The sequence below is a fragment of the Bacteroides sp. AM16-13 genome (assembly GCF_003602705.1).
GTDB classification, from domain to species: Bacteria; Bacteroidota; Bacteroidia; order Bacteroidales; family Bacteroidaceae; genus Bacteroides; species Bacteroides xylanisolvens.
In genome coordinates, this window is the sequence record NZ_QTLK01000027.1 from 25,208 (window position 1) to 51,575 (window position 26,368).

29 protein-coding genes are annotated in these 26,368 nt (G+C 41.2%); 15 read left to right on the forward strand and 14 right to left on the reverse strand.

Going from position 1 to position 26,368, the window contains the following annotated elements; genetic code table 11:
* The first annotated feature begins 253 nt into the window (after positions 1–253).
* The gene (locus DW173_RS19015) at positions 254–1,003 is read left to right on the forward strand and encodes an N-acetyltransferase (protein ID WP_004299279.1); all 750 of its coding nucleotides are present in this window, start codon (positions 254–256) and stop codon (positions 1,001–1,003) included.
* 56 nt (positions 1,004–1,059) lie between these two features.
* Here DW173_RS19015 and DW173_RS19020 read toward each other — a convergent pair whose 3' ends face one another.
* Positions 1,060–2,058, reverse strand: coding sequence for a M28 family metallopeptidase (locus DW173_RS19020; RefSeq protein ID WP_120145003.1), 999 nt, complete (start codon positions 2,056–2,058; stop codon positions 1,060–1,062).
* A gap of 172 nt (positions 2,059–2,230) precedes the next feature.
* On the opposite strand from DW173_RS19020, the gene DW173_RS19025 reads away from it, so the two are divergent.
* From DW173_RS19025 to DW173_RS19040, 4 genes are read left to right on the forward strand one after another with little or no spacing between them, the layout of a single operon-like run.
* The gene (locus tag DW173_RS19025) at positions 2,231–2,674 is read left to right on the forward strand and encodes a hypothetical protein (protein WP_032811120.1); all 444 of its coding nucleotides are present in this window, start codon (positions 2,231–2,233) and stop codon (positions 2,672–2,674) included.
* The gene (locus DW173_RS19030) at positions 2,674–3,483 is read left to right on the forward strand and encodes a metal ABC transporter permease (protein WP_074705834.1); all 810 of its coding nucleotides are present in this window, start codon (positions 2,674–2,676) and stop codon (positions 3,481–3,483) included. The genes DW173_RS19025 and DW173_RS19030 overlap by 1 nt, the downstream gene beginning before the upstream one ends.
* Before the next feature lie 13 nt (positions 3,484–3,496).
* A complete protein-coding gene (gene tsaE / locus DW173_RS19035; RefSeq protein WP_004307943.1) occupies positions 3,497–3,910 on the forward strand; it encodes a tRNA (adenosine(37)-N6)-threonylcarbamoyltransferase complex ATPase subunit type 1 TsaE in 414 nt (137 codons plus the stop codon).
* Positions 3,907–4,134: an immunity 17 family protein gene (locus DW173_RS19040; RefSeq protein ID WP_004307942.1), complete on the forward strand. Its 228-nt coding sequence runs from the start codon at positions 3,907–3,909 to the stop codon at positions 4,132–4,134. The genes tsaE and DW173_RS19040 overlap by 4 nt, the downstream gene beginning before the upstream one ends.
* A 67-nt stretch (positions 4,135–4,201) precedes the next feature.
* Here DW173_RS19040 and DW173_RS19045 read toward each other — a convergent pair whose 3' ends face one another.
* The 6 genes from DW173_RS19045 to DW173_RS19070 form a co-directional block, all read right to left on the reverse strand.
* Positions 4,202–5,512: a DUF58 domain-containing protein gene (locus DW173_RS19045; protein WP_120145004.1), complete on the reverse strand. Its 1,311-nt coding sequence runs from the start codon at positions 5,510–5,512 to the stop codon at positions 4,202–4,204.
* A gap of 181 nt (positions 5,513–5,693) precedes the next feature.
* On the reverse strand, positions 5,694–6,668 hold the full coding sequence (locus DW173_RS19050; RefSeq protein WP_120145005.1) for an AAA family ATPase: 975 nt from the start codon (positions 6,666–6,668) through the stop codon (positions 5,694–5,696).
* An 11-nt stretch (positions 6,669–6,679) separates the two neighbouring features.
* Positions 6,680–7,951 (reverse strand): DUF4350 domain-containing protein, encoded by a 1,272-nt coding sequence (locus DW173_RS19055; RefSeq protein WP_120145006.1) that lies wholly within the window; start codon positions 7,949–7,951, stop codon positions 6,680–6,682.
* Positions 7,948–8,565 (reverse strand): DUF4129 domain-containing protein, encoded by a 618-nt coding sequence (locus DW173_RS19060; protein WP_074705840.1) that lies wholly within the window; start codon positions 8,563–8,565, stop codon positions 7,948–7,950. The genes DW173_RS19055 and DW173_RS19060 overlap by 4 nt, the downstream gene beginning before the upstream one ends.
* 16 nt (positions 8,566–8,581) lie before the next feature.
* Entirely contained in the window at positions 8,582–9,520 is a 939-nt protein-coding gene (locus DW173_RS19065) for a hypothetical protein (protein WP_120145007.1), read from the reverse strand.
* Positions 9,501–10,463, reverse strand: coding sequence for a stage II sporulation protein M (locus tag DW173_RS19070; RefSeq protein WP_120145008.1), 963 nt, complete (start codon positions 10,461–10,463; stop codon positions 9,501–9,503). The genes DW173_RS19065 and DW173_RS19070 overlap by 20 nt, the downstream gene beginning before the upstream one ends.
* 101 nt (positions 10,464–10,564) lie before the next feature.
* Between DW173_RS19070 and DW173_RS19075 the strand changes: the two genes are divergently transcribed.
* Entirely contained in the window at positions 10,565–11,290 is a 726-nt protein-coding gene (locus DW173_RS19075; RefSeq protein WP_008025064.1) for an RDD family protein, read from the forward strand.
* 214 nt (positions 11,291–11,504) lie between these two features.
* Here the strand turns inward: DW173_RS19075 and DW173_RS19080 are convergent, their stop codons facing one another.
* The 3 genes from DW173_RS19080 to dnaE are packed head-to-tail and all read right to left on the reverse strand — an operon-like array spanning position 11,505 to position 16,060.
* Positions 11,505–11,840, reverse strand: coding sequence for a hypothetical protein (locus DW173_RS19080; RefSeq protein ID WP_004306577.1), 336 nt, complete (start codon positions 11,838–11,840; stop codon positions 11,505–11,507).
* A gap of 39 nt (positions 11,841–11,879) precedes the next feature.
* Complete coding sequence (gene trxA / locus DW173_RS19085) at positions 11,880–12,194, reverse strand: thioredoxin (protein ID WP_004306576.1); 315 nt, start codon at positions 12,192–12,194, stop codon at positions 11,880–11,882.
* Positions 12,195–12,253: 59 nt separating this feature from the next.
* Positions 12,254–16,060: a DNA polymerase III subunit alpha gene (gene dnaE, locus DW173_RS19090; protein ID WP_008640837.1), complete on the reverse strand. Its 3,807-nt coding sequence runs from the start codon at positions 16,058–16,060 to the stop codon at positions 12,254–12,256.
* Between the two features lie 161 nt (positions 16,061–16,221).
* On the opposite strand from dnaE, the gene DW173_RS19095 reads away from it, so the two are divergent.
* The 3 genes from DW173_RS19095 to DW173_RS19105 all read left to right on the forward strand — a co-directional run bounded on the left by DW173_RS19095 (position 16,222) and on the right by DW173_RS19105 (position 17,984).
* Positions 16,222–16,908, forward strand: a complete 687-nt coding sequence (locus tag DW173_RS19095; RefSeq protein ID WP_004316298.1) for a phosphatidylserine decarboxylase family protein — start codon at positions 16,222–16,224, stop codon at positions 16,906–16,908.
* 10 nt (positions 16,909–16,918) lie between these two features.
* On the forward strand, positions 16,919–17,626 hold the full coding sequence (gene pssA, locus DW173_RS19100) for a CDP-diacylglycerol--serine O-phosphatidyltransferase (RefSeq protein WP_004316300.1): 708 nt from the start codon (positions 16,919–16,921) through the stop codon (positions 17,624–17,626).
* A gap of 67 nt (positions 17,627–17,693) precedes the next feature.
* The gene (locus DW173_RS19105) at positions 17,694–17,984 is read left to right on the forward strand and encodes a DUF4834 family protein (protein ID WP_004316302.1); all 291 of its coding nucleotides are present in this window, start codon (positions 17,694–17,696) and stop codon (positions 17,982–17,984) included.
* 14 nt (positions 17,985–17,998) lie between these two features.
* Here DW173_RS19105 and DW173_RS19110 read toward each other — a convergent pair whose 3' ends face one another.
* Complete coding sequence (locus DW173_RS19110; RefSeq protein WP_032845235.1) at positions 17,999–18,436, reverse strand: nucleoside deaminase; 438 nt, start codon at positions 18,434–18,436, stop codon at positions 17,999–18,001.
* A 26-nt stretch (positions 18,437–18,462) separates the two neighbouring features.
* Complete coding sequence (locus DW173_RS19115; RefSeq protein ID WP_032845234.1) at positions 18,463–18,696, reverse strand: hypothetical protein; 234 nt, start codon at positions 18,694–18,696, stop codon at positions 18,463–18,465.
* Positions 18,697–18,763: 67 nt separating this feature from the next.
* Here DW173_RS19115 and DW173_RS19120 point away from each other — a divergent pair, with 67 nt between their 5' ends.
* From DW173_RS19120 to DW173_RS19135, 4 genes are all read left to right on the forward strand, one after another.
* Positions 18,764–19,129, forward strand: a complete 366-nt coding sequence (locus DW173_RS19120; protein ID WP_008025070.1) for a YraN family protein — start codon at positions 18,764–18,766, stop codon at positions 19,127–19,129.
* A gap of 114 nt (positions 19,130–19,243) precedes the next feature.
* The gene (locus DW173_RS19125) at positions 19,244–19,600 is read left to right on the forward strand and encodes an MmcQ/YjbR family DNA-binding protein (protein ID WP_004316305.1); all 357 of its coding nucleotides are present in this window, start codon (positions 19,244–19,246) and stop codon (positions 19,598–19,600) included.
* Positions 19,584–20,342 (forward strand): biotin--[acetyl-CoA-carboxylase] ligase, encoded by a 759-nt coding sequence (locus tag DW173_RS19130; RefSeq protein ID WP_008640835.1) that lies wholly within the window; start codon positions 19,584–19,586, stop codon positions 20,340–20,342. The genes DW173_RS19125 and DW173_RS19130 overlap by 17 nt, the downstream gene beginning before the upstream one ends.
* A 66-nt stretch (positions 20,343–20,408) precedes the next feature.
* Complete coding sequence (locus DW173_RS19135) at positions 20,409–21,716, forward strand: zinc-dependent metalloproteinase lipoprotein (RefSeq protein ID WP_008640834.1); 1,308 nt, start codon at positions 20,409–20,411, stop codon at positions 21,714–21,716.
* Between the two features lie 30 nt (positions 21,717–21,746).
* On the opposite strand, the gene DW173_RS19140 is transcribed toward DW173_RS19135, so the two are convergent.
* Positions 21,747–22,430 (reverse strand): tetratricopeptide repeat protein, encoded by a 684-nt coding sequence (locus DW173_RS19140; RefSeq protein ID WP_015531354.1) that lies wholly within the window; start codon positions 22,428–22,430, stop codon positions 21,747–21,749.
* Between the two features lie 112 nt (positions 22,431–22,542).
* Here DW173_RS19140 and DW173_RS19145 point away from each other — a divergent pair, with 112 nt between their 5' ends.
* Complete coding sequence (locus DW173_RS19145; protein ID WP_120145009.1) at positions 22,543–23,871, forward strand: MATE family efflux transporter; 1,329 nt, start codon at positions 22,543–22,545, stop codon at positions 23,869–23,871.
* Positions 23,872–23,925: 54 nt separating this feature from the next.
* Positions 23,926–24,636 (forward strand): UMP kinase, encoded by a 711-nt coding sequence (pyrH, locus tag DW173_RS19150; protein ID WP_004299207.1) that lies wholly within the window; start codon positions 23,926–23,928, stop codon positions 24,634–24,636.
* 172 nt (positions 24,637–24,808) lie between these two features.
* On the opposite strand, the gene DW173_RS19155 is transcribed toward pyrH, so the two are convergent.
* Entirely contained in the window at positions 24,809–26,362 is a 1,554-nt protein-coding gene (locus DW173_RS19155) for a hypothetical protein (RefSeq protein WP_120145010.1), read from the reverse strand.
* Positions 26,363–26,368 lie beyond the last annotated feature (6 nt).

Here is a 26,368-nt window from a genome sequence, read left to right on the forward strand (position 1 = left end):
CTCGCTTCAGATTAGGTAGAACTGCGGTCAATCTAATCCTAAGTTAGGCAATGAAGTTTTACATTCGCATGAGTTCTCGTTCAACATCCTCTGCAGATGTATAAAAAGTCTTTGTGATTTCCATAGTCACCCAACAGAGATTATCCGCAAAATTCACTACATTTGTATTTGCTTATCTGTCAACCGGGCTAATCAAGTATTACAATTACTACACTATCCGATTGATAATATCTAACTTGAAACAAAGGTGTATATGAATACTGACTTTACAAACTTAACAACAGAAAATCTTTCTAATGAGCATTTATGCTGCATCATCCGCAGCAAAAAGTCTCATCCTGGTATTGAAGCAAAGCGGCAATGGCTTTCCGACCGGCTGAATGAAGGCCATGTCTTTAGAAAGTTAAACGCCAAAGCTACTGTTTTTATTGAATATGCCCCTCTTGAAACAGCTTGGGTTCCCGTCATTGGCGACAACTATTATTATCTGTATTGTTTATGGGTGCTAGGTAGCCCCCGAGGAAACGGATATGGGAAAGCATTAATAGAGTACTGTATAGCCGATGCCAAAGAAAAAGGTAGATCCGGCATTTGTATGCTTGGGGCAAAAAAACAGAAGAGCTGGCTTTCCGACCAATCATTTGCAAAGAAATTTGGTTTTGAGGTGGTTGACACTACTGATAACGGATATGAATTGCTTGCTCTTTCTTTCGACGGAACAGTACCGCAATTTGCGCCAAATGCCAAAAATCTGAAAATAGAAAGTGAGGAACTGACGATTTATTATGATATGCAATGCCCCTACATCTATAAATACATTGAAATGATCAAACAATATTGTGAAACAAATGATGTCCCTGTTTCTTTTATTCAAGTAGATACGCTACAGAAAGCAAAAGAGTTACCGTGTGTTTTTAATAATTTTGCTGTATTTTATAAAGGAAGTTTTGAGACTGTGAATTTGCCACCTATCGACTATTTAAAAAGAATACTCAAAAAATAAGAAATACAATCCTGACTTTTCCCGCTAATTATCAGGATTGTATTTTATCTGCTTCATTAAAAAGACTTCTCATTTGCCATCTTCCACATATTGAGAAAAGAGGCTTTGGTGATTTCTACTATCTTATCCCAATTCAATCGGTCGGCATGATCGGAAGGCTGGTGATAATCAGGATGCCCGTCCGTATGATACCAGATGATCGGAATACCTACTTTGGCAAACGAACCGTTATCACTTCCTCCTATCGGATTTTCCCAGGCGCGGTAATCCGGTTCCAATTGCAAACCGTATTTTCTGATATCCTCTTTCAACCAATCCCCAAAGACCGGATGGGCGGCTGTGTAGAAATAAACGACTTGTTTGGGTTGTTGAGGTTTGTTGTTACGGCCAATCATGTCAAAGTTCAGATAGCCTTTGATTTGAGATAGGAAAGGACAAGTTTGTACAAAATATTTAGAGCCTAGCAGTCCTTTTTCTTCTCCATCCCAAAAAGCAAAGATTACATTTCTTTCGGGTTGCTGTCCACTGGCTAAAAAGGCTCTTGCAATTTGCAGCACTGCCGATACACCGGAAGCATTATCGTCAGCACCATTGTATATTTGGTCGCCATCAAGTACAGGATCAATACCTAAATGGTCGAAATGAGCCCCCACAATCACATATTCTTTGGTATTTTTACCGGGAATCATTCCCAATACATTCCTCATGGTAAGCTTCTGATGAACTTCCTGTTTCAGTTTTGCTATGGAATCAGGATGTACTTCCAGACGTCCTTTTTTCTGACGTTCTTTACGGTAAGCATCAAAAGGCTGGAAATAGCTGTCAGCCAAAGGCGATACTCCCATCCATTGCAACAAAGAAACAATATATTCTGAAGTCACACGCGAACCATGAAACCCAGCCTCACGCCCTTGCAATTCATCACTAGCCAAAAAGTTGATAGTAGCTTCGGCAGAGGAACGGTTAATTGTATTCAAGGCCCTCTCAATAGGAGATTGGGCAAAAGTAATGTTTCCAACCAACAGTAACGCTAATAGTAAATAATCTCTCTTCATTGTACTTCAAATATCTTAAGTCATTTTCATTGATTGGTGAAATTTAATTCACCCGCCAATGTTTATTTTGTAGGTAACATACAAAAGTACGAAAGAAATAGATAGCATACATGATAGAATGCAAATTTATAAGTAACTTTGCACAAAATTGATTGGTAACTGTTATATTGTCATGTGGATACTTATTATAAGTCTGGTGTTGCTGGGTGTCATTGCGCTGATAGCCGGAATTATCCGCAACAAAAGACTGCAAAAGAAAATAGAAAAGGGCGAACTGGACCGTATGCCGGAAGTGAAGGAAGTAGATGTGGAATGCTGCGGACAACACGAAGTATGCGAACGGGATAGCCTGCTGGCAGCTGTCAGCAAAAAAATAGAATATTACGATGACGAAGAACTGGATCAGTTCATTGGCAGGGCAGGAGATGCGTATACAGAAGAAGAAACAGAAATGTTTCGGGATGTATTGTATACGACACTGGATGTAGAAGTGGCCGGATGGATACGTAGCCTTCAGCTCCGTGGCATTGAATTACCGGATGATCTCAAAGACGAAGTTTTTCTGATTATCGGAGAAAGAAGAAACGTAGAAGTAAAAAAAGCAGATGAGAGGTGATGAATTTACTACAATATACATTCTTTCAACACGCCCTATTGGGAAGTCTGCTGGCAAGCATTGCCTGTGGGATTATCGGTACATATATCGTAACCCGCCGCCTGGTATTTATCAGCGGAGGAATCACCCATGCTTCTTTCGGAGGGGTCGGGTTAGGATTGTTTGCCGGAATTTCCCCGATACTCTCGGCAGCCGTATTCTCGGTATTATCGGCTTTTGGTGTCGAGTGGCTTAGCAGACGGAAAGATATGCGCGAAGATTCTGCCATTGCAGTATTCTGGACGTTAGGGATGGCACTCGGAATTATGTTCAGCTTCCTGTCGCCGGGATTTGCGCCTGACTTATCGGCTTACCTCTTTGGCAATATCCTGACCATCAACCAAATCGATTTATGGATGCTCGGCATATTGGCACTAATACTGACCGGATTCTTTTATCTGTTTATCCGCCCTATCGTATATATTGCTTTTGACCGTGAGTTTGCACGTTCGCAAAAAATTCCGGTAGAGATATTCGAATATGTGTTGATGATGTTCATTGCGCTGACAATTGTAGCCTGCCTGCGTATGGTAGGCATCGTACTGGCCATTTCTCTTCTCACCATTCCACAGATGACAGCCAACTTGTTCACTTATAGTTTCAAGAAGATTATCTGGTTATCAATCGGCATCGGTTTCTTGGGCTGCCTGGGTGGATTATTTATTTCTTATCACTGGAAAGTTCCTTCGGGAGCTTCCATCATATTCTTCTCTATCCTGATTTACGCTGTTTGTAAAATCGGAAAGAGTTGTTGCAGGAAAAAGTCATAATAATAGATAGTATATGGAAATCAAAATTCAATCACTGGAAAGTATCCATGAAGCAGCCCGTGAATTTATCGCTGCTATGGGCGACAACACTGTATTTGCTTTATACGGAAAGATGGGTGCCGGCAAAACGACATTTGTCAAAGCGCTCTGCGAAGAATTGGGCGTAACGGATGTTATCACTTCTCCTACTTTTGCCATTGTCAACGAATACCGTTCGGACGAAACCGGAGAATTAATCTATCACTTCGATTTTTACCGTATCAAGAAACTAAGCGAAGTGTATGACATGGGCTACGAAGACTATTTCTACAGTGGCGCTCTCTGCTTTATCGAATGGCCGGAACTGGTAGAAGAACTACTTCCGGGAAATGCCGTAAAAGTAACGATTGAAGAACTGGAAGACGGAAATAGAGTGATCAGACTATGACCGGACAATATATCGTACAAGGAATCTTTGCGCTGGCAGGAATCGTCTCCCTGCTGGCGTCATTGCTGAACTGGGACTGGTTCTTTACAACGCGCAATGCACAAACCATTGTCCGAAACGTAGGACGCAACCGGGCAAGGCTCTTCTATGGAATACTGGGAATTATCATCATTGGAATGGCTATATTCTTCTTTGTGGAAACACGGAAAGCCATCACTCTTTGAGACATTTTTTCAGACAAAAGAACATAAGTACAAAAGACTACAAAAATATGTTCTTTTGTTCTTATGTCTAAAGCAACTGTCGTGACTTCATCTCCAGATACTTATTAATCACATCAATCGAAAGATTCTCCGGTGTAGTTAATAAAGAATAGATGCCATGTTGTTTCAAAGTAGATACAATCAGCCGCTTCTCATAAGCGAACTTTTCTGCAATCACGTGCCGATAATACCCTTCCGTATCTTTTGCCGGTTGGGCGATATATTCCTTCAAATCGACATCTTCAAAAAAGACTACAAGCAAACGGTGCTGGCGGTTTAGTTGTTTCAGGTAAGATAATTGACGGTTCATTCCTCCTATACTCGAGAAGTTAGTATATAGTACCAGCAGGCTACGTTTACTGACATGTTTGTTTAAATGAACGCAAAGAGCCGAGAAGTCTGTCTCCCCAAAAGTGGTCTGCTGGCTATAAAGACTTTCCAGCAATGTCTGCATATATCCCGATTGCTTGGAAGCAGGCACGAAAGTATCGAAGTGTTCATCGAAAGTCACTAATCCGGCTTTATCTTCTTTCTGCATAGCAACATACGAAAGCACCAGCGAAGCATTAATTGCATAATCCAGCAAGGTCATTCCACGGAAAGCTTGCTGCATCACTCTACCTTTATCGATCACATTATAAATCTGCTGTGAGCGTTCGTCCTGATACACATTCACCATAAGTTCATGCCGGCGGGCACTTGCTTTCCAGTTAATCGTACGGTAATCATCCCCCTTTACATACTCTTTAATCTGCTCAAACTCCGTATGATGCCCAACCCGGCGAATACGTTTGATTCCCAATTCTGTCAGATTATCACTTATTGCCAGCAATTCATATTGATGGAGCATCAGATATGACGGGTACACTTTGATATCCAAAGGTTCTGCACAAGTATAGCGCCGGGATATAAAGCCGATTTTTCCGATCACAAAAACTCTGATATGACCGAAAGAGTAAACACCACGATGAGTAGGTCGAAGACGATAGGTAACTGTTTTTCCCTCGTTTGCTCCAAGCTTCACCTGAAAGTCGACATCACGTTTCTGAAAGATAAAAGGGATCTCATCTATGATTTCTAAAGATACAGGATGCGGATAACTACTTTCTACCCGAATACTTACTTCATTTTCGTCGCCATTAGAGAAACGGTCGGCACACTGGCGGAAAGCACGGATTCCACGAATACGATAAAGAGAATATACGTCTGCCAGTACCACCAAAAGCAAGACAAAAAGTGCCCACTGCCCGATAACAAAGAACGGAGTAAAAACATATCCGCTACCCAACAACAGGATAACCAAGACAAGGGCAATATAGAAACGACGAGTTAGAAACAAATGAATTATGATTTATGAATTATGATTTATAATTTCTTGGGTTTACGATTTCTTCAACTTACAATTTACGTACAGTTTATAATTTACGATTTATGATTTCTTCGATTTATGTTATGAATAGAGTCAGACATCCAACGCGCAGCCCAAATCATAAATCAGAACTCATAAATCATAAATCTTTTCATTTTGGTACTTCCACTTTATCAATTAAGCGTTGCGTCACTTTCACTGGAGAATAGCCTTCCATTTCAGCTTCCGCAGTCAGGATCAGACGGTGCTGAAGTACATAAGGAGCTACAAACTTGATATCTTCCGGTGTCACAAAATCACGTCCCTGCAAAAGAGCATACGCTTTCGACGATTGCAGCATGGCTACAGATGCACGTGGAGAAGCTCCCAAATATACAGCTTTGCTGGTACGGGTCTGCTGTACAATCAATGCGATATATTGGAGCAACGTGCGGTCTACAAATACCTGATTCATGAAAGCACGAAGCGACAACAGTTCTTCTTTGGTAATAGCGGGAGTGATGTCGCCCAACTTCACCAATGCGGCATTGGTATGATGACGTTCCAAGATATTCACTTCCTCTTCCAATGAAGGATAATCCATCGTTATCTTCATCAGAAAACGGTCGAGCTGTGCTTCGGGAAGTTTGTATGTTCCCTCCTGCTCTACCGGATTCTGGGTAGCCAAAATCGTATAAAGATCTCCCATCCGGTGAGTCGTTCCATCAATACTGATCTGGCGCTCTTCCATTACCTCAAACAAGGCAGCCTGTGTCTTGGCAGGAGCACGGTTGATTTCATCGACCAATACAATATCCGCAAAAATCGGTCCCTGATGAAAATCAAAACCATTCGTTTTCATATTAAACACAGTCGTACCTAATACGTCACTCGGCATTAAATCCGGAGTGAACTGGACACGACTGAAGTCTGCATCAATCAGACGAGCTGTCAAACGGGCCAACAGTGTCTTCGCAACTCCCGGAACACCTTCTATCAATACGTGTCCATTCGCCAAAATTGCCGTCAGTACCAAATCCACTGTCTGCTCCTGCCCTACTATGACGGAAGCAATCCGGTCTTTCAACTCTTGTATCTTCTCGGAAAAGAGAGTTAAATCTACTCGCTGTTCTGTATTCTCTTCCATAAATTTCTTCTTTAGATATGATTGATTATTTCATTCATTTTATCGATATATACCTTCATCTGCTCCGCATCAATAACACGTCCTCCGTAAATCACGGGTCTGACTTCGCGGATAAATTTTGCAATCTCTCCGGCATCCATTCCGGTTTTCCGGGCAATCCGGTGGAAAGAGCGTTCATCGTCGGCCACTTCCTCAATATCCACCTGAATCTCTCTCCGAAGTTCTTCGGCTAAATAGGAAAACTTCTTGCGAACTAAATCCGCATGGTCTTTCTTCTGAAAGTAAAGCGTGCCTATCAGTTCGGTAAATTCAAGAGATTTATTGGCCGGCTCGTGAACAACAGGGATCACCCGTTGCCGCCTCTTCGCTGTGAATATCATAAAGAGTATGATGGTAATCATCGTCAGATACAAAGCCCAACGAAGCGGCTGATGTGCCAACAGATAACGGAAAGGTGATTGCTGCACCTGTGCAGTTTCTTTCATGTACCCCTCCGTGCGAACGATGGGAAGCTTCCCCATCTGCGACAACAAACGGAAGATATAGGTTGCATTTTTGCCGTCCAACATTCCGTAATTGGTAAAAATCAAAGGAGTGGAAACTAAAATAACTTCTCCTTTCCCCCACCGACGGGACATCGCTACAGGCATATAAACAAGACTATCCGTTGTCAACGAGTCCACCTCTGTTTCATACCGGAACTCATTCGACTCAAAAACTCTTTGTGCCAACACCCTTTCCGGAAGTGAATCTCCCCAAAAATAAGAGGAACACAACTGGGGATAAAAATAGAAAGTCTGACGGGGATAAACCGTCGAATCTCCTATCCAATGCAAGCTATCCTTTTTCATAAATGAAGTTGCATATTTCTTCAAAGCCATCGGACTGAAGTAAGAATAGTAAGACCTGAACTGCAAGGTATCTTCCAAATATCTGCCGAACAAGGTACTCACCAACATGATCTTATCTCCGCGTTCCGCCATTTTCAACAGAGCGTTTACATCGACGTCCGACAATCGCAAATTATCAGAGATAACCAATATACCTCTGCGTTGCGTCGTATCTTCCTGCTCCAATTGATAAAGACTTTTCCTCGAAAAAGTGTAGCCCTGTGGCAAAGAAGAAGACAATACACTATCGAATACTGCACATCCGAAAGGTTGCTCGTCATGATGTCCGAAAGTGGGCTTCCACACAAAATTCTTCGGCAAATGATATTCTATTGCAAACATGATGAATAGAAAAGCGACAATAAAGACAATGAACCAGCGACTTCCTTTCATGAGACGCCTCCTTTCCCTATTTCTTCCTGCAAGGTCTGCATTATCCGGAAGAGTTCTTCCGTCGCCTCAAAGTTGCCATAACGTACCCGCAGGAAATGATTGGTCAGTTGCCTGAAAGCCGGTAGCCGGACTTCATTGATATACTGGGTAGGCGTTTTATAAAGTTGCCAGTCAATACGTTCTGCGTCACTAAGTTGTTTCAAAGTTTGCAGATAAAGCAAACGTACTGCTTCCCGGTAATTCTGACGGGAAAGCGCTTCCGCAATCCCTCCCGGAAAATCTACTCCGTAAATGGTGTCTTCTTCAACTGTATAAGGCAACGCATTTTTATGCGAGACCATAAACAATTCCGGGCGTTTCCGATAGACAAACCAAACAATCAGCAACAAAAGAAGAATGGCAATACATACCAGGATAAGCCCTGAATACTCTTCAGCAAAATGACTGCCGAATATTTTACGCAACAACTCCCCAAACTGCCGACTGATCCACTCAAAGACATTCATCTCCGGAGTAATCAGTTCACGGTTATAGTTGTATGCCGGATCAGACTGCCAGAGGGCAATCTGCGCCGTATCACAAACTAGTGTATCAGCCGGGGAAGTGAGATTCATCTAGTGGAGGTTTAGTTTAGAGTTTATCAAAATTGTCAATATCACTTTCTACCGTTATGCTGTCCACCACTTCCGATGCATGACCATACTGATAAACCAGACCGACGATACCGAATATAGCCGATAAGTAAGAACCATACAACATCAGGATAGAGAACAAATATTGCGCAAAGTTCAGTCCGACTGATGAAGAGGTTGCACCTCCGTCACTCATCGTAAAGATCATTTTTACAATATAGATCACATACCAGGGTATAGAAACGATTCCTTGTAACACACTGGCAATAATCCCCATCACAATTAAAATTAGAAAGACGCCTCCCCAGGTAGCAAATCCCAACCGGAATGTTTTTGCAAATGCCTCACCCAACGAAATGTCTTCAAATAAGTAGATGGGAGCCATTAATGCCAAAGGAACCATAAAGGCGAATAAAAGCGGGATGGTCAGAATGAGTGTGAAAGGTGTCAATACAGCCAATAAGACAATAAAGATCACCGCAAAGATGAATAAAAAGCTGCAGGCGATCCCCATCAAAAACAGTCTTTTAACATTACGGAGCAACAACGATTTTATATCGCCGAATACAACCCCGTTCAGGCGTTCTTCCCGTTCATTATACAATCGTACCATCGCATAAATCAAGGAAGTCATCAACAAAGCTCCCAAACATGAAAAAAAGATAACTCCTGCATAATTCAGTGCAAATGAAGGTCCCAGAGCAGCTAAAGGATTATCACTTATTCCTCCGGACGCCTGCATAGCAGTAATATCTGTCATACTTCCCATTAAACCACTAAAGTTTGCGGCTTGAATTGAGCATATAGGGAGTATCAGATAAGTTGAATACTTAAACAATTGTTTCCAATTCTCTTTTATAAAATCAAAAGAAGCGTTCAACTTCTCACCGAAAGGACGTTTCACATACATCGCAATCTTAGGTTTCTGTGATTCCATGTTTTTTTCTATTTGGTAAATAAATATAGTAGAATATAATAAATGCCAGAGAAGTGAATATCACGCCAAGCCTCAACACATCGGGAAGCTCTGTGTGCCGGGTAAGAAAACCTTCTATAAAGCCTGCCATAATGAACACCGGAACAGTGCCGATCACTATTTTCAAGCCTCGCTTCGCTCCTCTTCTGAAAGATTCCAGTCGGGAATAAGTGCCGGGAAACAGCCAGCCGTTGCCCAAAACCAATCCGGCGGCACCGGCTACGATAATCGCCCAGATTTCAAGCGTTCCGTGCAACCAGATGGCAAGACTGGATTCCCACAACAAATCGTGTTGATAAAAGAATGTTTGAAAAGCTCCTACCATGATACCATTGGAGAGAAGCATATACCCTGTTCCAAAACTAGTCAGCAATCCCATTGCAAAGCAGTTGAAAGAGACCATCACGTTATTAAGTGTAATGCCCAAGAACATCGGTACTTCGGAAGAACCATTATATACGGCCATCGGCTCCCCATTGGCAATATTGTCGAGTGTCATATCCACATAACCGTTTCCCAATATCAGCCGGACAAAATCCGGGTCATTCGCTGCTGATAATACGCCGATTAATGCGCTGGCAACAAAAATCAAAAAGGAGGTCAGTAATTCGCGCCGTGCATCGTGCATGGTTCGTGGCACTTCCTGTGTCCAGAAGGTAATAATCCGTGTCCACTTCTCGCGTTTATTGCGGTAGATTTCGTTGTGCAACGCTGAAGCCAGATTATTCAGATAAATAGTAATACGGGAAGTTGGGAAATGTGTTTGGGCAAATGCCAGGTCAGCTGTCAAGTCCGTATACGCATCGGCTAGTTGGTCGGGGGACAGACTTGCCGCCCGCTCCACAACTTTCTCTGTCTCCTTCCATTTTTCAATGTTCCGACGAATAAACGTTACTTCTTTCATGCTTTTCAATAGATTTCGGATAAGTTTTGTCCGAAACCGGAAGCAAAAATAAGAGAATTATGATATATTTGCAACGGAATCCTAAAAATGTTTAACCTGAAATGGCAGAATCTACGATAATAACCGGACAATTCGTTCGTATCAGCCAAACGCCCGCCAGTATCGGCGAACGACTGATGGCTTTAATCATCGATTATTTTCTGATCGGGCTTTACATCTTGTCCACTATTACGCTCTTGTCTAAATTAAGTTTACCGTCAGGATTCAGTTTGTTCTTTTTTCTGTGCGTCGTTTATTTACCGATTCTCGGTTATTCTTTTCTTTGCGAGATGTTCAATCACGGACAGAGCTTTGGCAAAAAACTCATCAATATCCGTGTCGTAAAAGTAGACGGTTCTACTCCAAGCATCGGCTCTTATCTGTTACGATGGCTTCTTTTCCCAATTGATGGTCCCATCACAAGTGGCCTTGGACTTCTGGTCGTTTTATTGAATAAGAACAACCAACGATTAGGGGATCTAGCTGCCGGCACTATGGTAATTAAAGAGAAAAACTATCGTAAGATACATGTCAGCCTGGATGAATTTGATTATCTGACCCAAAATTATCATCCGGTATATCCGCAATCGGCTGATTTATCTCTCGAACAAGTGAATGTAATTACCCGGACTTTGGAATCCAGCGAAAAAGACCGGGCAAGACGTATCACGGCACTTGCCAAAAAAGTACAGGAATTACTTTCCGTTACTCCCCGTGAGGGTAATCAAGAGAAATTTCTTCAGACGATACTTCGCGATTATCAGTATTATGCATTGGAAGAAATATAACCAGAATACGCTGTTTCAGACTATTCAGGCAAGGGATTATTCTCACTGTAGTGAGAATTAATTCTCATAGCAATGAGTATTTTTTCTCATTGCAGTGAGAACTTTTTCTCATAGCATAAAACTGTTTGAGAAAAAGCCCGCAAAAAAAAAAAGGGGTATACTCACAGAGCACACCCCTTATCTTAATTTTATCTGCAATGAGACCGGACGTCGTTTAGTCCACCTGTCCCAGAGAGTTTCCGTATTCCATTTCTCCCTGAACCACAAAGAGGACTTCTTCAGGATCGTATTCCCCTATTTCATCCTTTTTGGCTTCTTTTACAATGTAAGCCACAACCTCTTCCAAATCGATGTTGACATAGCCGTCTTCATCGGGTTGAGCGTCGAGAATGCCACTTTCAGAGTAATACTCGTCGATTAAATCGAGAAAATAATACAATTCATCGTCCGAGAACTTCTCTTTCAGTTCTTGAGGCAGATAGTTTTTGATAAACTCGATGGTCTTTTCGTCATCGGCATCTGCTAATAAAAAATCGTCTTCCAGTCCCATTTTTTTAAGTATTAAGTGATAAGTATTAAGTATTATCGACTATAAAAGCTTCTTCACCTTTTCTGCGAATACCGGTTTACCAACTGCACCTACCTGTTTGTCTACTATTTCACCGTTCTTGAAAAACAATACAGTAGGAATATTACGGATACCATATTCAGCAGCCATATCACCATTTTCGTCTACATCGCACTTACCGATGATTACTTGTCCTTCAAACTCCGCAGCCAATTCTTCAATGATAGGAGCCACCATCTTGCATGGGCCACACCAAGGAGCCCAAAAATCTACAACAACCGGTTTTCCTTCTGCAAGAACCTCTTTATAGTTGCTGTCTGTAATTTCTAAAGCCATTTTTTTAAGTATTAATTATTAAATGTTATTTCGTTAGCTTATTCTCGCCACAAATATAATCAATTTATATGAAATCCCAGTTCGGGACGTTCCTTTAAATATGTTATTAAATCCCGCCCCACCGAAAGCTTAATCGGACGAGAAATCAAATCAATTGACATGTGACTTACATCGGCATCATCCGTCACTTTAAAATACAATTCCGTATTTCCCGGATGTTCTTTGGTCAGAGTGGCAAGCTCAGTAACCAAAGCCGAGTTCAAGACTGACAGAGGAATGATAATCGTGATCTTCTGTACCAGTTCTTCTTTCACGTCGGGAAGAAGTTCCATAGAAGTGATTTTCACTTCCAATTCATCCTGTCGCCATTGTTTCGCTTGGCAACGGGCTTTAATATATAGGAACGTTCCTTCGTTGAGATATCCCTGATAAGTCACCCAGTCATTTCCCCAGAATGGGATTTCGGTAGAACCGGAATAATCTTCAATCTTGGCGATACCATACGGATTTCCATTCTTGCTGACCCCGCGACGAACACTAGTCACGATTCCTCCCATCGTTATTTCACGACCAACAAGTGCAGCTTTATCTTCCAAATCTGCCATACGGGTATTGCAGACATGTTCCAACACGATAGAGAATTCATCCAACGGATGAGCAGAAAGATAGATACCTACCAAATCACGCTCACGATTCAGACGATCGAGATCACTCCAACGTTCTGCACCTTGAGGAATTTCAGGAGTTGCAACATCAATAACGTTTTCACCACCGAACAAAGAATTGAAAGCAGCTGCCTTATCTGCCTGATAACGGTTGCCATAACGCATCAACGTTTCCAGAAATACTTCACCCTTAGAATTTACAGCAAAGTATTGCTCCCGCTTCAGTTCCGGGAAACTATCAAACCCTCCGGCTAATGCCAGACACTCCATATTCTTCTTGTTGCAGGCATTCAGGTTGACACGTTGCACAAAGTCGAATATACCGAGGAAAGGACCATTCTTACTACGTTCCTCCATAATACTATGAACAGCAGCTTCACCTACACCTTTGACAGCCCCTAGTCCAAAACGGATATTACCATCATGGTTTACTGTAAACTTCAGGTTACTTTCGTTTACATCCGGCCCCAGCGTCTGAATACCCATTGCCTTACATTCGTCCATCAGTTTCGTAATATCGGTAATGTTCGACAAGCTTCGGCTCATCACAGCAGCCATATATTCAGGAGGATAATTAGCTTTTAGATAAGCGGTTTGGTAAGCTACCCACGAATAACAAGTAGCATGTGATTTATTGAAAGCGTATGACGCAAACTTTTCCCAGTCGGTCCAGATTTTTTCAAGAACTTTCGGGTCATGCCCGTTCTTACGCCCACCTTCAATAAATTTAGGTTTCATGTGGTCCAGCTTGTCACGCAGCTTCTTACCCATCGCTTTACGGAGTGCATCAGACTCACCGCGGGTAAAGTCCGCCAATAAACGCGACAGAAGCATCACCTGTTCCTGATAAACCGTAATACCATACGTATCCTTCAAGTATTTCTCCATTACCGGAATATCATACTCAATCGGCTTACGCCCATGTTTACGGTCGATAAAATCAGGTATATAATCCATCGGTCCCGGACGATAAAGGGCATTCATGGCAATCAAATCTTCGAATGTAGAAGGCTGCAATTCGCGCAGGTATTTCTGCATGCCGGCAGATTCAAACTGGAATGTACCAATCGTCCGTCCGTCACTATATAATTTATAAGTAGCCGGATCGCAGATGTCTATCGCATCGACGTCTACTTCAACATTACGACTTAAACGGATATTTTCAACGGCCTCTTTGATAATAGACAAAGTTTTCAGACCAAGGAAGTCCATCTTAATCAATCCGGTATCTTCAATCACCGAACCTTCATACTGGGTAACAAGCATTTTTTCGCCCGTTTCCTTATCATCAGCAGTGCTGACAGGTACCCAGTCGGTGATATCGTCACGACAGATAATCGTACCACAAGCATGTACACCTGTACCACGTACGTTACCTTCGAGCATCTTAGCGTACTTGATCGTATCCCGTACCAACGGATCGGATGATGCTTCCGCAGCTTGTAGTTCGGGAACATATTCAATCGCATTCCGCAAGTTCAGTTTCTTATCAGGAATCTTATCCGGCACTAATTTAGCCAATCGGTCAGACTCCGATAGAGGCAGCTTTTGCACACGGGCAACATCCTTGATAGCTAACTTGGTAGCCATTGTACCATAAGTGATGATATGAGCTACTTTTTCCTGACCATATTTATTCGTTACCCAACGAAGTACCTCTCCACGCCCGTCATCATCAAAGTCCACATCGATATCGGGCAAGGAGATACGGTCCGGATTCAAGAAACGCTCAAACAGCAAATCGTACTGGATAGGGTCGATTTTCGTAATTCCCAGACAATAGGCCACCGCCGAACCGGCAGCCGAACCACGTCCCGGACCGACCGACACACCCAATTCCTTACGTGCCGCATTGATAAAGTCCTGTACAATCAAGAAGTATCCTGGGAAACCCATCGTTTTCATGATATACAGTTCAAAGTTCATTCGCTCTTTGACTTCTTCCGACAGAGGTTCACCATAAATTCTCTTAGCTCCGTCAAAAGCTAGTTTCGCCAAGTAATCTCCTTCAAGTTTAATACGATAGAGTTTATCATAGCCACCCAAGCGTTTGATTTTTGCTTTCGCATCCTCTTCACTCAATACCACATTACCGTGCTCATCTTGAGTAAACTCATCAAACAGGTCTTTTTCCGTAAACTTCGCCCGATAGCCTTCTTCCGTCCCAAAATCTTCGGGAATAGCAAAAGTAGGCATGATAGGTGCATGGTCGATGGAGTAATATTCTACCTTGTCAAGAATCTCCAGCGTATTGCTCAACGCTTCGGGAACGTCGGCAAAGAGTTCGTTCATCTCTTCGCGTGTTTTCATCCATTCCTGTTTGGTATAAAGCATACGGCTAGGATCATCCAAATCCTTACCGGTACTCAAACAGATCAAACGGTCGTGCGCTTCCGCATTCTCTTCATCTACAAAGTGAACATCATTCGTACAAATTAGTTTGACATTGAACTTCTTAGCATATTCAATCAGATATTTGTTCACATTTACCTGCAACGGATAACATTCGTGATTAGCACGGGGAACAGTCGCTTTATGACGCTGCATCTCCAGATAATAATCATCCCCAAACAGGTTCTTATACCATTGTATGGCTTCTTCGGCTTCTGCAAATTGCCCGGCAGTAATCCGCTTCGGCACTTCACCACCGAGACAGGCCGAACAAACAATAAGTCCTTCGTGATATTTTTCCAGTTCGCTACGATCAGTACGCGGGCGCATATAATATCCGCGTGTCCATGCGTGCGATACTAATTTAATAAGATTATGATAACCTTTTTCATTCTTAGCCAATACAATCAAGTGATAACCACTTTGGTCGGGCTTACCTTCTTTTAAGTCCATAGTGCGGCGCGCAACATACATTTCACAACCGATGACAGGTTTGAAAAGCTTGTTTTCCGCTTCCACTATCTTAGCTTTGCAGGCAGCAATCTCCGCTTCTTTATCCGCGCACTCTATTGTGCCGGCCTCAATTCCTGCAATTCGCTTCTTCAGGTCTTTGACTTCACCTTTCGGACCGCTGTTCTTTTTATTAACGTAGTTCGTAAATTCCTTAATACCGAACATATTTCCATGATCGGTCACGGCAATACCCTTCATCCCATTTTGCATGGCTTTATCGACCAGACGAGCTACACTAGCCTGACCATCCAACAGAGAATATTGAGTATGGACATGTAAATGAACGAAATCCTGCATAATGATAAGTAGTTAATTTGAAGGCATAAAATTACTACCTCTTGGGTTATAAACAAAAATAATCCTCAAAAAGTTATCAACATTCGCATTTCTATGCTCATTTACTTGCTGATTTTTTAAATTAAGTATATTTTTGCAGACAATATCATTAAACAGCATTCATGGGCCGACTAAAGAAATTGAAAAAAATACGTATTCACCGCGAAGGAACACATATATTATGGGCAAGCTTTTTGCTATTGCTATTGATTAATGCGGCTCTTTATTGGGGAATCGATTGCAAAATACCTTTTTATGTGGTAGCAGTAGCGAGTATAGCAGTCTATCTGCTGATGGTGAATTTCTTTCGATGTCCGATCCGTCTCTTCGGGCAGGACACTGAAAAGATTGTCGTAGCACCCGCCGATGGAAAAATCGTCGTCATCGAAGAAGTGGATGAAAACGAATATTTCCATGACCGCCGCTTAATGGTATCTATTTTCATGAGCATCGTGAATGTACATGCCAACTGGTATCCGGTAGATGGTACTATTAAAAAGGTAGCGCATCATAATGGCAATTTTATGAAAGCATGGCTGCCGAAAGCCAGCACAGAAAACGAACGTTCTACGGTAGTGATCGAAACTCCGGAAGGAGTGGAAATACTCACCCGGCAAATCGCCGGAGCAGTGGCACGCCGTATTGTCACCTACGCTGAAGTAGGAGAAGAATGTTATATTGACGAACACATGGGATTTATCAAATTCGGTTCCCGCGTGGATGTGTATTTACCCATTGGCACGGAGATTTGTGTCAAAATGGGACAATTAACGACCGGTAACCAAACGGTTATCGCCAAACTTAAATAATTCTGTCACAATGACAAACGTTATTAAAAATAGTATTCCGAATACCGTAACCTGCCTGAACCTTTTCTCCGGTTGTATTGCTTGCGTCATGGCTTTTGAAGCAAAATATGAACTGGCTCTACTTTTCATCGCTTTAAGTTCTATTTTTGATTTCTTTGACGGATTGTTGGCTCGTGCACTCAATGCACATTCCATTATCGGAAAAGACCTGGATTCATTGGCAGATGATGTCAGCTTCGGAGTTGCTCCCTCACTGATCGTATTCTCCTTGTTCAAAGAAATGTACTATCCGGCAAATATGGAGTTCATCGCTCCTTATCTACCCTATTTGGCATTCTTGATTTCTGTTTTTTCTGCCTTGCGTCTGGCTAAATTCAACAATGACACACGGCAGACCAGCTCTTTTGTCGGACTCCCAGTACCAGCCAATGCTCTGTTTTGGGGTTCATTAGTGGCAGGGGCACATGACTTCCTGATATCAGACAACTGCCATCCTGTCTACCTTCTTATACTTGTCTGTCTGTTTTCCGGACTACTGGTATCAGAAATACCGATGTTTTCTTTGAAATTTAAAAACCTGTCATGGAATGACAACAAAATCAGTTTTATATTCCTGATTATCTGCATTCCTCTTCTTCTATTTCTTGGAATTAGCAGTTTTGCCGCCATTATTGTATGGTATATTTTACTTTCACTTTTTACAAGAAAAAGTAAATAAACAATCTCTTGGCACGTTTGTTGTACTATGAGTTTTATCAAAGTAACAACATAAAAATCATAGTCCGATGCATATACTTTTATTCATACTCATTTTTATCATTGCCATTTTCGTATTTGGCCTTTCTATTGTCGGCTTCATACTAAGAACGATTTTCGGATTAGGACGTAGTTCTTCTTCATCCCGCCCGAAACAGACGGAATCAGGACGTACAAGCCAACAAAGCTATAACCAAACGAATCGCCGTTCAAATGATGATGAAGAAGAAATATATTCCGAGAATGTTCCGGAGAAAAGACATAAAAAAATATTCACCCAGGATGATGGCGAATATGTAGATTTTGAGGAAATCAAATAGCCATTACACTGCTTTCATTTCCGTTTCGCTGCAAAGAACTCTTTCATTAGTGCAGCGCATTCGTCAGCCATTATCCCTTTTACAACCACTGTTTTAGGATGTAGAGCCGAACCGGCATATTTCTGATAGCCGCGTTTTTCATCTTCGGCACCAAACACAAGCTTGCCTGTTTGTGCCCAAGCAATAGCCCCTACGCACATCACGCAAGGCTCAACGGTGACATACAGGGTACATTCGTTCAAATACTTACCACCAAGCACGTTGGCAGCAGCTGTAATAGCCTGCATCTCGGCATGAGCCGTTACATCATTCAATGTTTCTGTGAGATTATGGGCACGCGCAATAATCCGCTCTTTACAAACCACGACAGCTCCAACGGGAACTTCTCCCCGCTCGGCAGCCTTACCTGCCTCTATCAAGGCTTGTTTCATGAAGTAAATATCGTCCAGCATTCCCCTCTTTAATTTTTAATTTTCAACTATCGCCTCATATCATGTTCACCAAAAAGGGTGGGATAATCTTCTTCCATATTCTTATGGATAAACATGAGAATTGTTTCACGAAGCCAACGTGACTTGTTCGTTATCTTATATTTCTCAAGATAACGATCTACAATCTGCTGCTCTTCGTCGCTCAATAAAATGCTCATCCGTCGTTCCCTTTTGGTACACTCGACATGCATTTTCAGGCACTTCTTACTCCTTTTTCTCATATCTTCTGCAAAATTACTTTTACTTCTGTAAAAACAAAGAATAAAAGCAGTAAATTTGCAAAAAAAGATGGCTGAACATAATGATTTAGGAAAATCCGGAGAAAATGCCGCCGTAGCTTATCTTGAGCAGAAAGGTTATCTTATTCGTGACCGGAATTGGAGAAGAGGACATTTCGAACTGGACATTGTAGCTGCAAAAGACAATGAACTGATTGTAGTAGAAGTGAAGACGCGCAGTGACACTCTGTTTGCAGCCCCGGAAGATGCTGTAGATTTACCTAAAATAAAACGTACAGTACGTGCAGCAGATGCCTATATCAGATTGTTTCAGATTGACACTCCTGTACGCTTCGATATCATCACTGTAGTAGGCAACGACGGGAATTTCAAGGTTGAACACATAGAGGAAGCATTTTATCCTCCTTTATATTAAAGAATGCTGTGGATTTAGATATTCATCATTATAAAAGCCGTGAAATTCGTGCAATCTGCGCTTTAATTTATGATATAACCAATTATGAAAACATACTATAATTATTAATTCATTATGAATGTAGAAACTGTCAGAGAATACTGCTTGAACAAGAAAGGAGTCACCGAATCTTTTCCTTTCGATGATGTATCACTGGTTGTAAAGGTAATGAACAAGATGTTTGCTCTCATTGACCTGGAAGAAGCTAATCACATCGCACTAAAATGTGATCCGGAAAAAGCAATCGAATTGCGTGAACATTATTCGGGAATTGAAGGGGCTTATCATTTTAATAAAAAGTACTGGAATAGTGTCCGCTTTGACAGTGATGTAGACGATAAATTGATGAAAGAGCTTATTGACCACTCTTATGATGAGGTAATCAAGAAATTTACTAAAAAGTTACGCGCAGAATATGATGCCCTCCCCTGATACATTCCCGGTTCCATTGATTCATATCAACGAGACGAACTCTACCAACAATTATCTGCAATCTCTCTGTTCTGAACAGAAAGTGGAGGAACTAACTGTCGTTGTCGCCGATTTTCAAACTTCCGGTCGGGGACAGCGTGGAAATTCGTGGGAATCAGATCCTGGCAAGAATCTTCTTTTCAGCACCGTTATCTTCCCCGAGTTTTTGGAAGCACGACGTCAGTTTCTTATTTCACAAGTTATCTCTTTAGCCATTAAAGAAGAATTAGATACTTATACCACCGACATTTCTATCAAATGGCCGAATGATATTTATTGGAAAGAAAAAAAAATATGTGGGATGTTGATAGAAAACGATCTAATGGGGCGGAATATCAGTCAGAGCATTGTAGGAATCGGAATCAATATTAACCAGGAAGCATTTCACGGCGCAGCTCCCAATCCTGTTTCGATTTATCAAATCACAGGAAAGCAATATGATATTTTTGAGATACTGAAAAATATCATGCTACGCATCCAGTCTTATTATTGCCAGCTTAAAAAGGATGATACAACATCAATCGTTACCCGATATACAGAATCGCTTTTCAGAAAGGACGGGATGCATCGATACAAAGATGCTGACGGAGAGTTCCTTGCACAGATTGTATGTGTAGAGCCCGAAGGAAAATTAATTTTGGAAGATGAGATACAGACAAAAAGAGGCTATATGTTTAAAGAAGTGGAATATTTATTGAAATAAGTAATATACAAACTGATTAAAACATTATCTTTGAAGCCGATGTTCTATATAAAAACTCTCTCATTTATGAAAACTAGATTAATATTCCTGCTTCCATTACTATGGATGCTAATAGGTTGTAGTGATTCAAATTCTGATTCAGCAACTCTAGAAATTTCCCAATCTACATTTGATAATATTAATTCGGAAGGAAGTATTATAAAAGTATCTGTTACATGCAATTCTACTTGGAGGACGATCAGTAATCAAAGTTGGTGTATTCCAAACCTGCAAAATGGTAGTAATGACGGAGAACTCGTTTTGACCATACATGCCAATACCACTTCCAAAGAAAGAAGTGCGACTGTTACCATTATAGCAAAAAAAACAAATAAAACTATTAAAATAACCCAATCCCCTTCTACAAGTACAACTGGCGAACATCATTACAGACTACCCGTTATATTCCACGTCCTTTATGAAGACCCTGATAATAGAAAGCAATACGTAGATGAAGGGCGCCTTGCTCAAATCATTAACGCTTGTAATTTGCGATATAAAAATAAAATGTATCAAAACGCAAGCCATAATATTAGTCAGGATATGAATCTTGAATTTGTTATGGCAACAGAAAAGCCGGATGGAACTACTTTAGAGGAAGCTGGTGTTGAACGAATAAAATGGGAAACAACCCTTCCTATGTCTTGCGAACAATTTATGGATGGAGAAGATAAAAGTCAAGCTAAGAAATATGCGAAAATGCTATGGAATCCTAAAGTATATATCAATATCTTTGTATACCCATTTAGCGAAAAAAATATTTTAGGAATTGCACATTTACCTTATTATTTATCATCATATCCGTTAGAGGGCTTAAACAAAGGAGATTATTTCTTAAGCCATGAAGTGGAATATCCTCACTGCGTCTCTATTAATAGTAATTATATTTATGTAAACAGTAATAATGAATACTACTACACGACCGATGTTTACAATACTCTCGCACATGAATTAGGACATTATCTTGGACTACATCATGCTTTCTCTGAGGATGGAGATAATACAGATTTGTGTGAAGATACTGATTATTGTACAGATACTCCGACTTACAACATTACTAAATATACAGAGTGGATTAATGGTATAGATAATCCAGATAAGTATTCCTTTGATGAGTTGTGTACAAGAACAAACTGTGAAGGCAGTACCTTTATTTCTCACAATATCATGGACTATGCTTTTTGTTATTCAGACCAATTTACATTCCAGCAACGCAAGCGTATCCGCCACGTATTATCTTACAGTCCTCTTATTCCCGGAGTAAAAAAATACACATCAACAGATACCCGCTCATTAAGCTGTGATGAACAGCCACCTATACAATTTAGATATTAGTATTTGAATAAGCTAAAAGAGGTGAACCGCTTAGCGATTCACCTCTTTTTCTATCCTCAATATCTTATCCAATGTCTTTTGAGCTTCTGTTGATGGGAAACGCAGAATCACTTTCTGCAAAGAGTTACGCGCTTTCTCATACCGGGTAGTAAATAACTTCGATAATCCATCCCGGTAGCGGGCATACTGCATTTTAGTGGGAGAAGAAAGTTTTTTATAATCCGTCTCCAACTTTTTCTTCTCCTGTTCTGCTGTCAAATAATAATAGTTTCCTAAAAAGATATTAGCCGCCAGATTATCCGCCTCAAGTTGCAATATTTTTTCGTACATACGCAAAGCATCTTTCTCCTGCCCGCGACATACCTGCATTTCTGCGCAAGCTTCCAAACAATCTACATTATTAGGAGCCTTTTGCAGTAATTCCTTGTAAAATAAATAGGCTTTGTCGTAATTCCGATTCTTTTTATAGGCAAGCGCTAATTCTGTAGCCAGTTTGGAGCTAATTTCACTGTTCTTGTCTACATTCGTCCAATAATACATTTCCGTACGGTCTATATTCAGAGCGATAGTCTGCCGGAAATAGCTCACAGCTTGCCCATTCTGCCCTGCCTCAATGGCAGCAGACACTTTTTGTAACATCTCATCAACCGACTGCGCATTCAGCACCAGCGGCAATGAAAATAAAGAGATAAGAAAAATAGTTAAGGTCCTCATAATCCATCTGATTGCTATTTAGTTCGTGACACACAAAGATACAATAAAAAAATAAAAAATGTACCTTTGTTCGCGAAAAGAACAATCAAATTGATAAAAGTGTTTTTGTACAATGACAGATAAAAAAAAATCCTCCGTAAACAGACGAATATTACAGATAGCCATCCCATCGATTATATCGAATATTACCGTTCCGCTACTGGGACTTATCGATGTCACGATTGTAGGACATCTCGGTTCTCCGGCATACATTGGAGCCATTGCAGTAGGGGGAATGTTATTCAATATTATCTACTGGATTTTTGGATTCCTGCGCATGGGAACAAGCGGAATGACTTCACAAGCGTACGGCCAACATGATTTAAACGAAATCACCCGGTTACTACTACGTTCTGTTGGAGTAGGATTATTTATAGCACTTTGCCTGTTGATACTCCAATACCCTATCCTGAAACTGGCATTTACACTGATACAAACCACACCGGAGGTCAAGCAATTGGCAACAACCTATTTCTATATCTGTATCTGGGGAGCCCCAGCCACATTAGGGCTTTATGGATTCGCCGGCTGGTTTATCGGGATGCAGAATTCACGTTTTCCCATGCATATCGCTATTACTCAAAATATTGTCAACATTGTAGCCAGTCTATGTTTTGTCTACTTATTGGACATGAAAGTGGCAGGAGTGGCAACAGGGACTTTAATTGCCCAATATGCAGGTTTCTTCATGGCTATTTTGTTATACATGCGTTACTATAGTGTGCTTAAAAAACGAATCGTATGGAAAGAAATCATACAGAAACAAGCCATGTACCGTTTCTTTCAAGTCAACCGGGACATATTCTTCCGTACCCTCTGCCTTGTTATAGTCACTATGTTTTTTACTTCTGCAGGGGCCGCCCAAGGAGAAATCGTATTAGCCGTGAACACCTTGCTCATGCAATTATTTACTTTGTTTTCGTACATTATGGACGGATTTGCTTATGCCGGTGAAGCACTGACCGGCCGTTACATTGGTGCTAAAAACCAAACAGGCTTACGTAACACAGTGCATCACCTTTTCTATTGGGGATTCGGTCTTTCACTGGTATTCACAATTCTCTATGCAGCTGGCGGAAAAGAATTCCTGGGATTACTAACCAATGACACTTCAGTAATCAGCGCTTCAGACACTTATTTTTACTGGGCACTCATTATTCCGTTAGCCGGTTTCTCCGCTTTCTTATGGGATGGCATTTTTATCGGTGCCACTGCTACCCGGCAGATGCTTTACTCCATGTTAGTTGCCTCTGCCAGCTTCTTTGGAGTCTATTACGCTTTCCATCCCCTTTTAGGAAATCATGCCCTGTGGCTGGCTTTTCTCGTTTATCTTTCATTGCGGGGAATTGTACAAACCCTTTTGGGAAGACAAATAATGAAAAAAGTAATCGTATCCCGGTGAGGCTATCCGATAAATTATCTCTATATTTGCGGCAAACAATAAAAAGCAAAAGGTATGGCAAAGTATAAAAGAATCTTACTAAAGCTTAGTGGAGAGAGCTTAATGGGCGAAAAGCAATATGGCATTGATGAAAAAAGACTGGCAGAATATGCTGAACAAATCAAAGAAATCCACCAGCAAGGGGTACAGATTGGTATCGTTATCGGAGGAGGCAATATATTTCGCGGACTAAGCGGAGCCAATAAAGGTTTTGATCGTGTGAAAGGAGACCAAATGGGAATGTTGGCTACCGTAATCAACAGTCTCGCTCTAAGTTCTGCTCTTGTGGCTACCGGTGTAAAGGCACGTGTGTTGACAGCAGTCCGGATGGAACCTATCGGTGAATTCTACAGTAAATGGAAAGCTATCGAATGTATGGAGAACGGCGAAGTAGTCATTATGTCCGCTGGAACGGGAAATCCTTTCTTTACTACTGACACCGGTTCTTCACTTAGAGGCATAGAAATCGAAGCAGACGTTATGCTGAAAGGTACTCGTGTAGATGGTATTTACACAGCTGACCCCGAAAAAGATCCTACCGCTACCAAATTCGATGATATTACATACGATGAGGTACTGAAACGTGGTTTGAAAGTCATGGATTTGACAGCGACTTGTATGTGTAAAGAAAACAATCTGCCAATCGTCGTATTTGATATGGACACAGTAGGCAACTTAAAGAAGGTTATCAGTGGAGAAGAGATAGGTACGTTAGTACATAACTAATATTTCACTACCGATATTCATTTGTCTATCAGATGATACTCTACTCTGATAAAACATTGATTATTCATTAAAAAATAAGAAGTGCGAATTTTGCAGTATAGCTTTAACCAAAACTAATCCTGTAAAATTCGCACTTTGTTTTTCCTCTCAAATATTATATAGAAACAAACACCTATTTATCAAAATACTGAATCAAATCATACGCATTAAAATTCAATTCGCGGGCAAAGAAAGATAGATAAGGAAAGAGTTGATAAGAATTATCATAAAGACCTTTATTAGCAGGTTTCGACGAATTGTCCGTACCATCATCATCCTGGTATTTGAACCAATGCCAGCCAACACAATTCTTAGCTTCAAGCAATCCTAATGTAAAATGCTGATAAGCATAAGCTCTCTCGTTTTGTGTAGGAACAGAATATCCGGCTCCCGACTGGTTATTCAGATCAGAGTCCTCCACCCCTTTCGTATAAAACTCACTTACAAGAAACGGTTTGTCCGCCCAATTAGCCCAATCAGCAATCGCTGTTGTCAGTTCAGGACTCCAACGACTATAATAGTTGATAGAAATAACATCACAATATTTTCCGGCAGCTCTCACTACTCCTTCCATATATTTAGGAGTTCCATGTAATCTTGTTCCCAGATAAAGCAACTTATCATCTACTTTCTTCACTGCCTCTTTCACTGCTTTATAATATTTCTCTGCTACAATCCCGGCAAACTCATTATTCAAGTCATCCGTCACACTTTGCATACCTTTAGAATCCATAAAAGCTTTCGCCGCAACATAAGCCGGATCACTTGAGTTACTGATAGCCAGAAAACGATCTAAAATCCGGGAACTGTTTGAAGAGAAGTTTATCTCATTATCCGAAAAGAAACCTAACACATTAGGATCACGCAAATAATCTGCGAAAGCACTACCTGCCAAATATGATTCACACCATTCACTCCATCCATTATAAAACACAAGACCTGCTGCGTTATCATCGCTTCCTCCAGGGTAATTATAAGACTTCGCACTCTTGAACTGACTTAAAAAAGCAAATGAAGGCGCCAAAGTTAACGGACTGCTCGGATTGGAAGCATTATGAGTCTGAATCAGTGAATAAGTTCCTGTGCAGAAAGCACCTGTACCGTGAAAGCCGATCTCACTCAATTCACGTTGAGTAATAGATAACCATTTCTCATCAGTTCCAAACCTGCTATTCCAGGCCGTTTTATTACGACTGGAAGTTCCCTTACGCAAAGAAGTCGCACTACGTTCCAGATGCAGACAACCTTCCGGATCAACCAACCACCAACGTCCGTCTATTTTCTTCGTATAAAATCTTCCCGTAGCCGCCTGTTTCGGAAGTGTAGTCGAACTTCCGTATTTATTAACCGACTCCTGATACGCTTTCAACGTTTTAATAGCCGGCTTATACCCGTCCATATACGCAATAATACGTGTATTCTCTGTTTTCCAACTGGATATAGGCGGATAAGCACTGGAATACTTAACACTGATAGGGCGATACATATTGGCATTTAATGACGGAGTATACATCACAGAAGCTCCGGGAGCAGGCAAATCTTCCGGATATTCCGACTCTACATCTCCCCCTCCCATCACTATGTCAGGAGGCATAAAATTAGGATCTTTATCATCATCATCCGTACAAGACACCATAGGAATAGAACTTATAAACAGAAAAGTTCCCAATATAAATAGTTTTTTCATGGTATG

Excerpts from the sequence above, each read along its gene's own strand:
- DW173_RS19015 (WP_004299279.1), top strand. The coding sequence starts at position 254 with ATGAATACTGACTTTACAAACTTAACAACAGAAAATCTTTCTAATGAG.
- DW173_RS19020 (WP_120145003.1), bottom strand. The coding sequence starts at position 2,058 with ATGAAGAGAGATTATTTACTATTAGCGTTACTGTTGGTTGGAAACATT.
- DW173_RS19025 (WP_032811120.1), top strand. The coding sequence starts at position 2,231 with ATGTGGATACTTATTATAAGTCTGGTGTTGCTGGGTGTCATTGCGCTG.
- DW173_RS19030 (WP_074705834.1), top strand. The coding sequence starts at position 2,674 with ATGAATTTACTACAATATACATTCTTTCAACACGCCCTATTGGGAAGT.
- tsaE (WP_004307943.1), top strand. The coding sequence starts at position 3,497 with ATGGAAATCAAAATTCAATCACTGGAAAGTATCCATGAAGCAGCCCGT.
- DW173_RS19040 (WP_004307942.1), top strand. The coding sequence starts at position 3,907 with ATGACCGGACAATATATCGTACAAGGAATCTTTGCGCTGGCAGGAATC.
- DW173_RS19050 (WP_120145005.1), bottom strand. The coding sequence starts at position 6,668 with ATGGAAGAGAATACAGAACAGCGAGTAGATTTAACTCTCTTTTCCGAG.
- DW173_RS19055 (WP_120145006.1), bottom strand. The coding sequence starts at position 7,951 with ATGAAAGGAAGTCGCTGGTTCATTGTCTTTATTGTCGCTTTTCTATTC.
- DW173_RS19060 (WP_074705840.1), bottom strand. The coding sequence starts at position 8,565 with ATGAATCTCACTTCCCCGGCTGATACACTAGTTTGTGATACGGCGCAG.
- DW173_RS19065 (WP_120145007.1), bottom strand. The coding sequence starts at position 9,520 with ATGGAATCACAGAAACCTAAGATTGCGATGTATGTGAAACGTCCTTTC.
- DW173_RS19070 (WP_120145008.1), bottom strand. The coding sequence starts at position 10,463 with ATGAAAGAAGTAACGTTTATTCGTCGGAACATTGAAAAATGGAAGGAG.
- DW173_RS19075 (WP_008025064.1), top strand. The coding sequence starts at position 10,565 with ATGGCAGAATCTACGATAATAACCGGACAATTCGTTCGTATCAGCCAA.
- DW173_RS19080 (WP_004306577.1), bottom strand. The coding sequence starts at position 11,840 with ATGGGACTGGAAGACGATTTTTTATTAGCAGATGCCGATGACGAAAAG.
- trxA (WP_004306576.1), bottom strand. The coding sequence starts at position 12,194 with ATGGCTTTAGAAATTACAGACAGCAACTATAAAGAGGTTCTTGCAGAA.
- dnaE (WP_008640837.1), bottom strand. The coding sequence starts at position 16,060 with ATGCAGGATTTCGTTCATTTACATGTCCATACTCAATATTCTCTGTTG.
- DW173_RS19095 (WP_004316298.1), top strand. The coding sequence starts at position 16,222 with ATGGGCCGACTAAAGAAATTGAAAAAAATACGTATTCACCGCGAAGGA.
- pssA (WP_004316300.1), top strand. The coding sequence starts at position 16,919 with ATGACAAACGTTATTAAAAATAGTATTCCGAATACCGTAACCTGCCTG.
- DW173_RS19105 (WP_004316302.1), top strand. The coding sequence starts at position 17,694 with ATGCATATACTTTTATTCATACTCATTTTTATCATTGCCATTTTCGTA.
- DW173_RS19110 (WP_032845235.1), bottom strand. The coding sequence starts at position 18,436 with ATGCTGGACGATATTTACTTCATGAAACAAGCCTTGATAGAGGCAGGT.
- DW173_RS19115 (WP_032845234.1), bottom strand. The coding sequence starts at position 18,696 with ATGAGAAAAAGGAGTAAGAAGTGCCTGAAAATGCATGTCGAGTGTACC.
- DW173_RS19120 (WP_008025070.1), top strand. The coding sequence starts at position 18,764 with ATGGCTGAACATAATGATTTAGGAAAATCCGGAGAAAATGCCGCCGTA.
- DW173_RS19125 (WP_004316305.1), top strand. The coding sequence starts at position 19,244 with ATGAATGTAGAAACTGTCAGAGAATACTGCTTGAACAAGAAAGGAGTC.
- DW173_RS19130 (WP_008640835.1), top strand. The coding sequence starts at position 19,584 with ATGATGCCCTCCCCTGATACATTCCCGGTTCCATTGATTCATATCAAC.
- DW173_RS19135 (WP_008640834.1), top strand. The coding sequence starts at position 20,409 with ATGAAAACTAGATTAATATTCCTGCTTCCATTACTATGGATGCTAATA.
- DW173_RS19140 (WP_015531354.1), bottom strand. The coding sequence starts at position 22,430 with ATGAGGACCTTAACTATTTTTCTTATCTCTTTATTTTCATTGCCGCTG.
- DW173_RS19145 (WP_120145009.1), top strand. The coding sequence starts at position 22,543 with ATGACAGATAAAAAAAAATCCTCCGTAAACAGACGAATATTACAGATA.
- pyrH (WP_004299207.1), top strand. The coding sequence starts at position 23,926 with ATGGCAAAGTATAAAAGAATCTTACTAAAGCTTAGTGGAGAGAGCTTA.
- DW173_RS19155 (WP_120145010.1), bottom strand. The coding sequence starts at position 26,362 with ATGAAAAAACTATTTATATTGGGAACTTTTCTGTTTATAAGTTCTATT.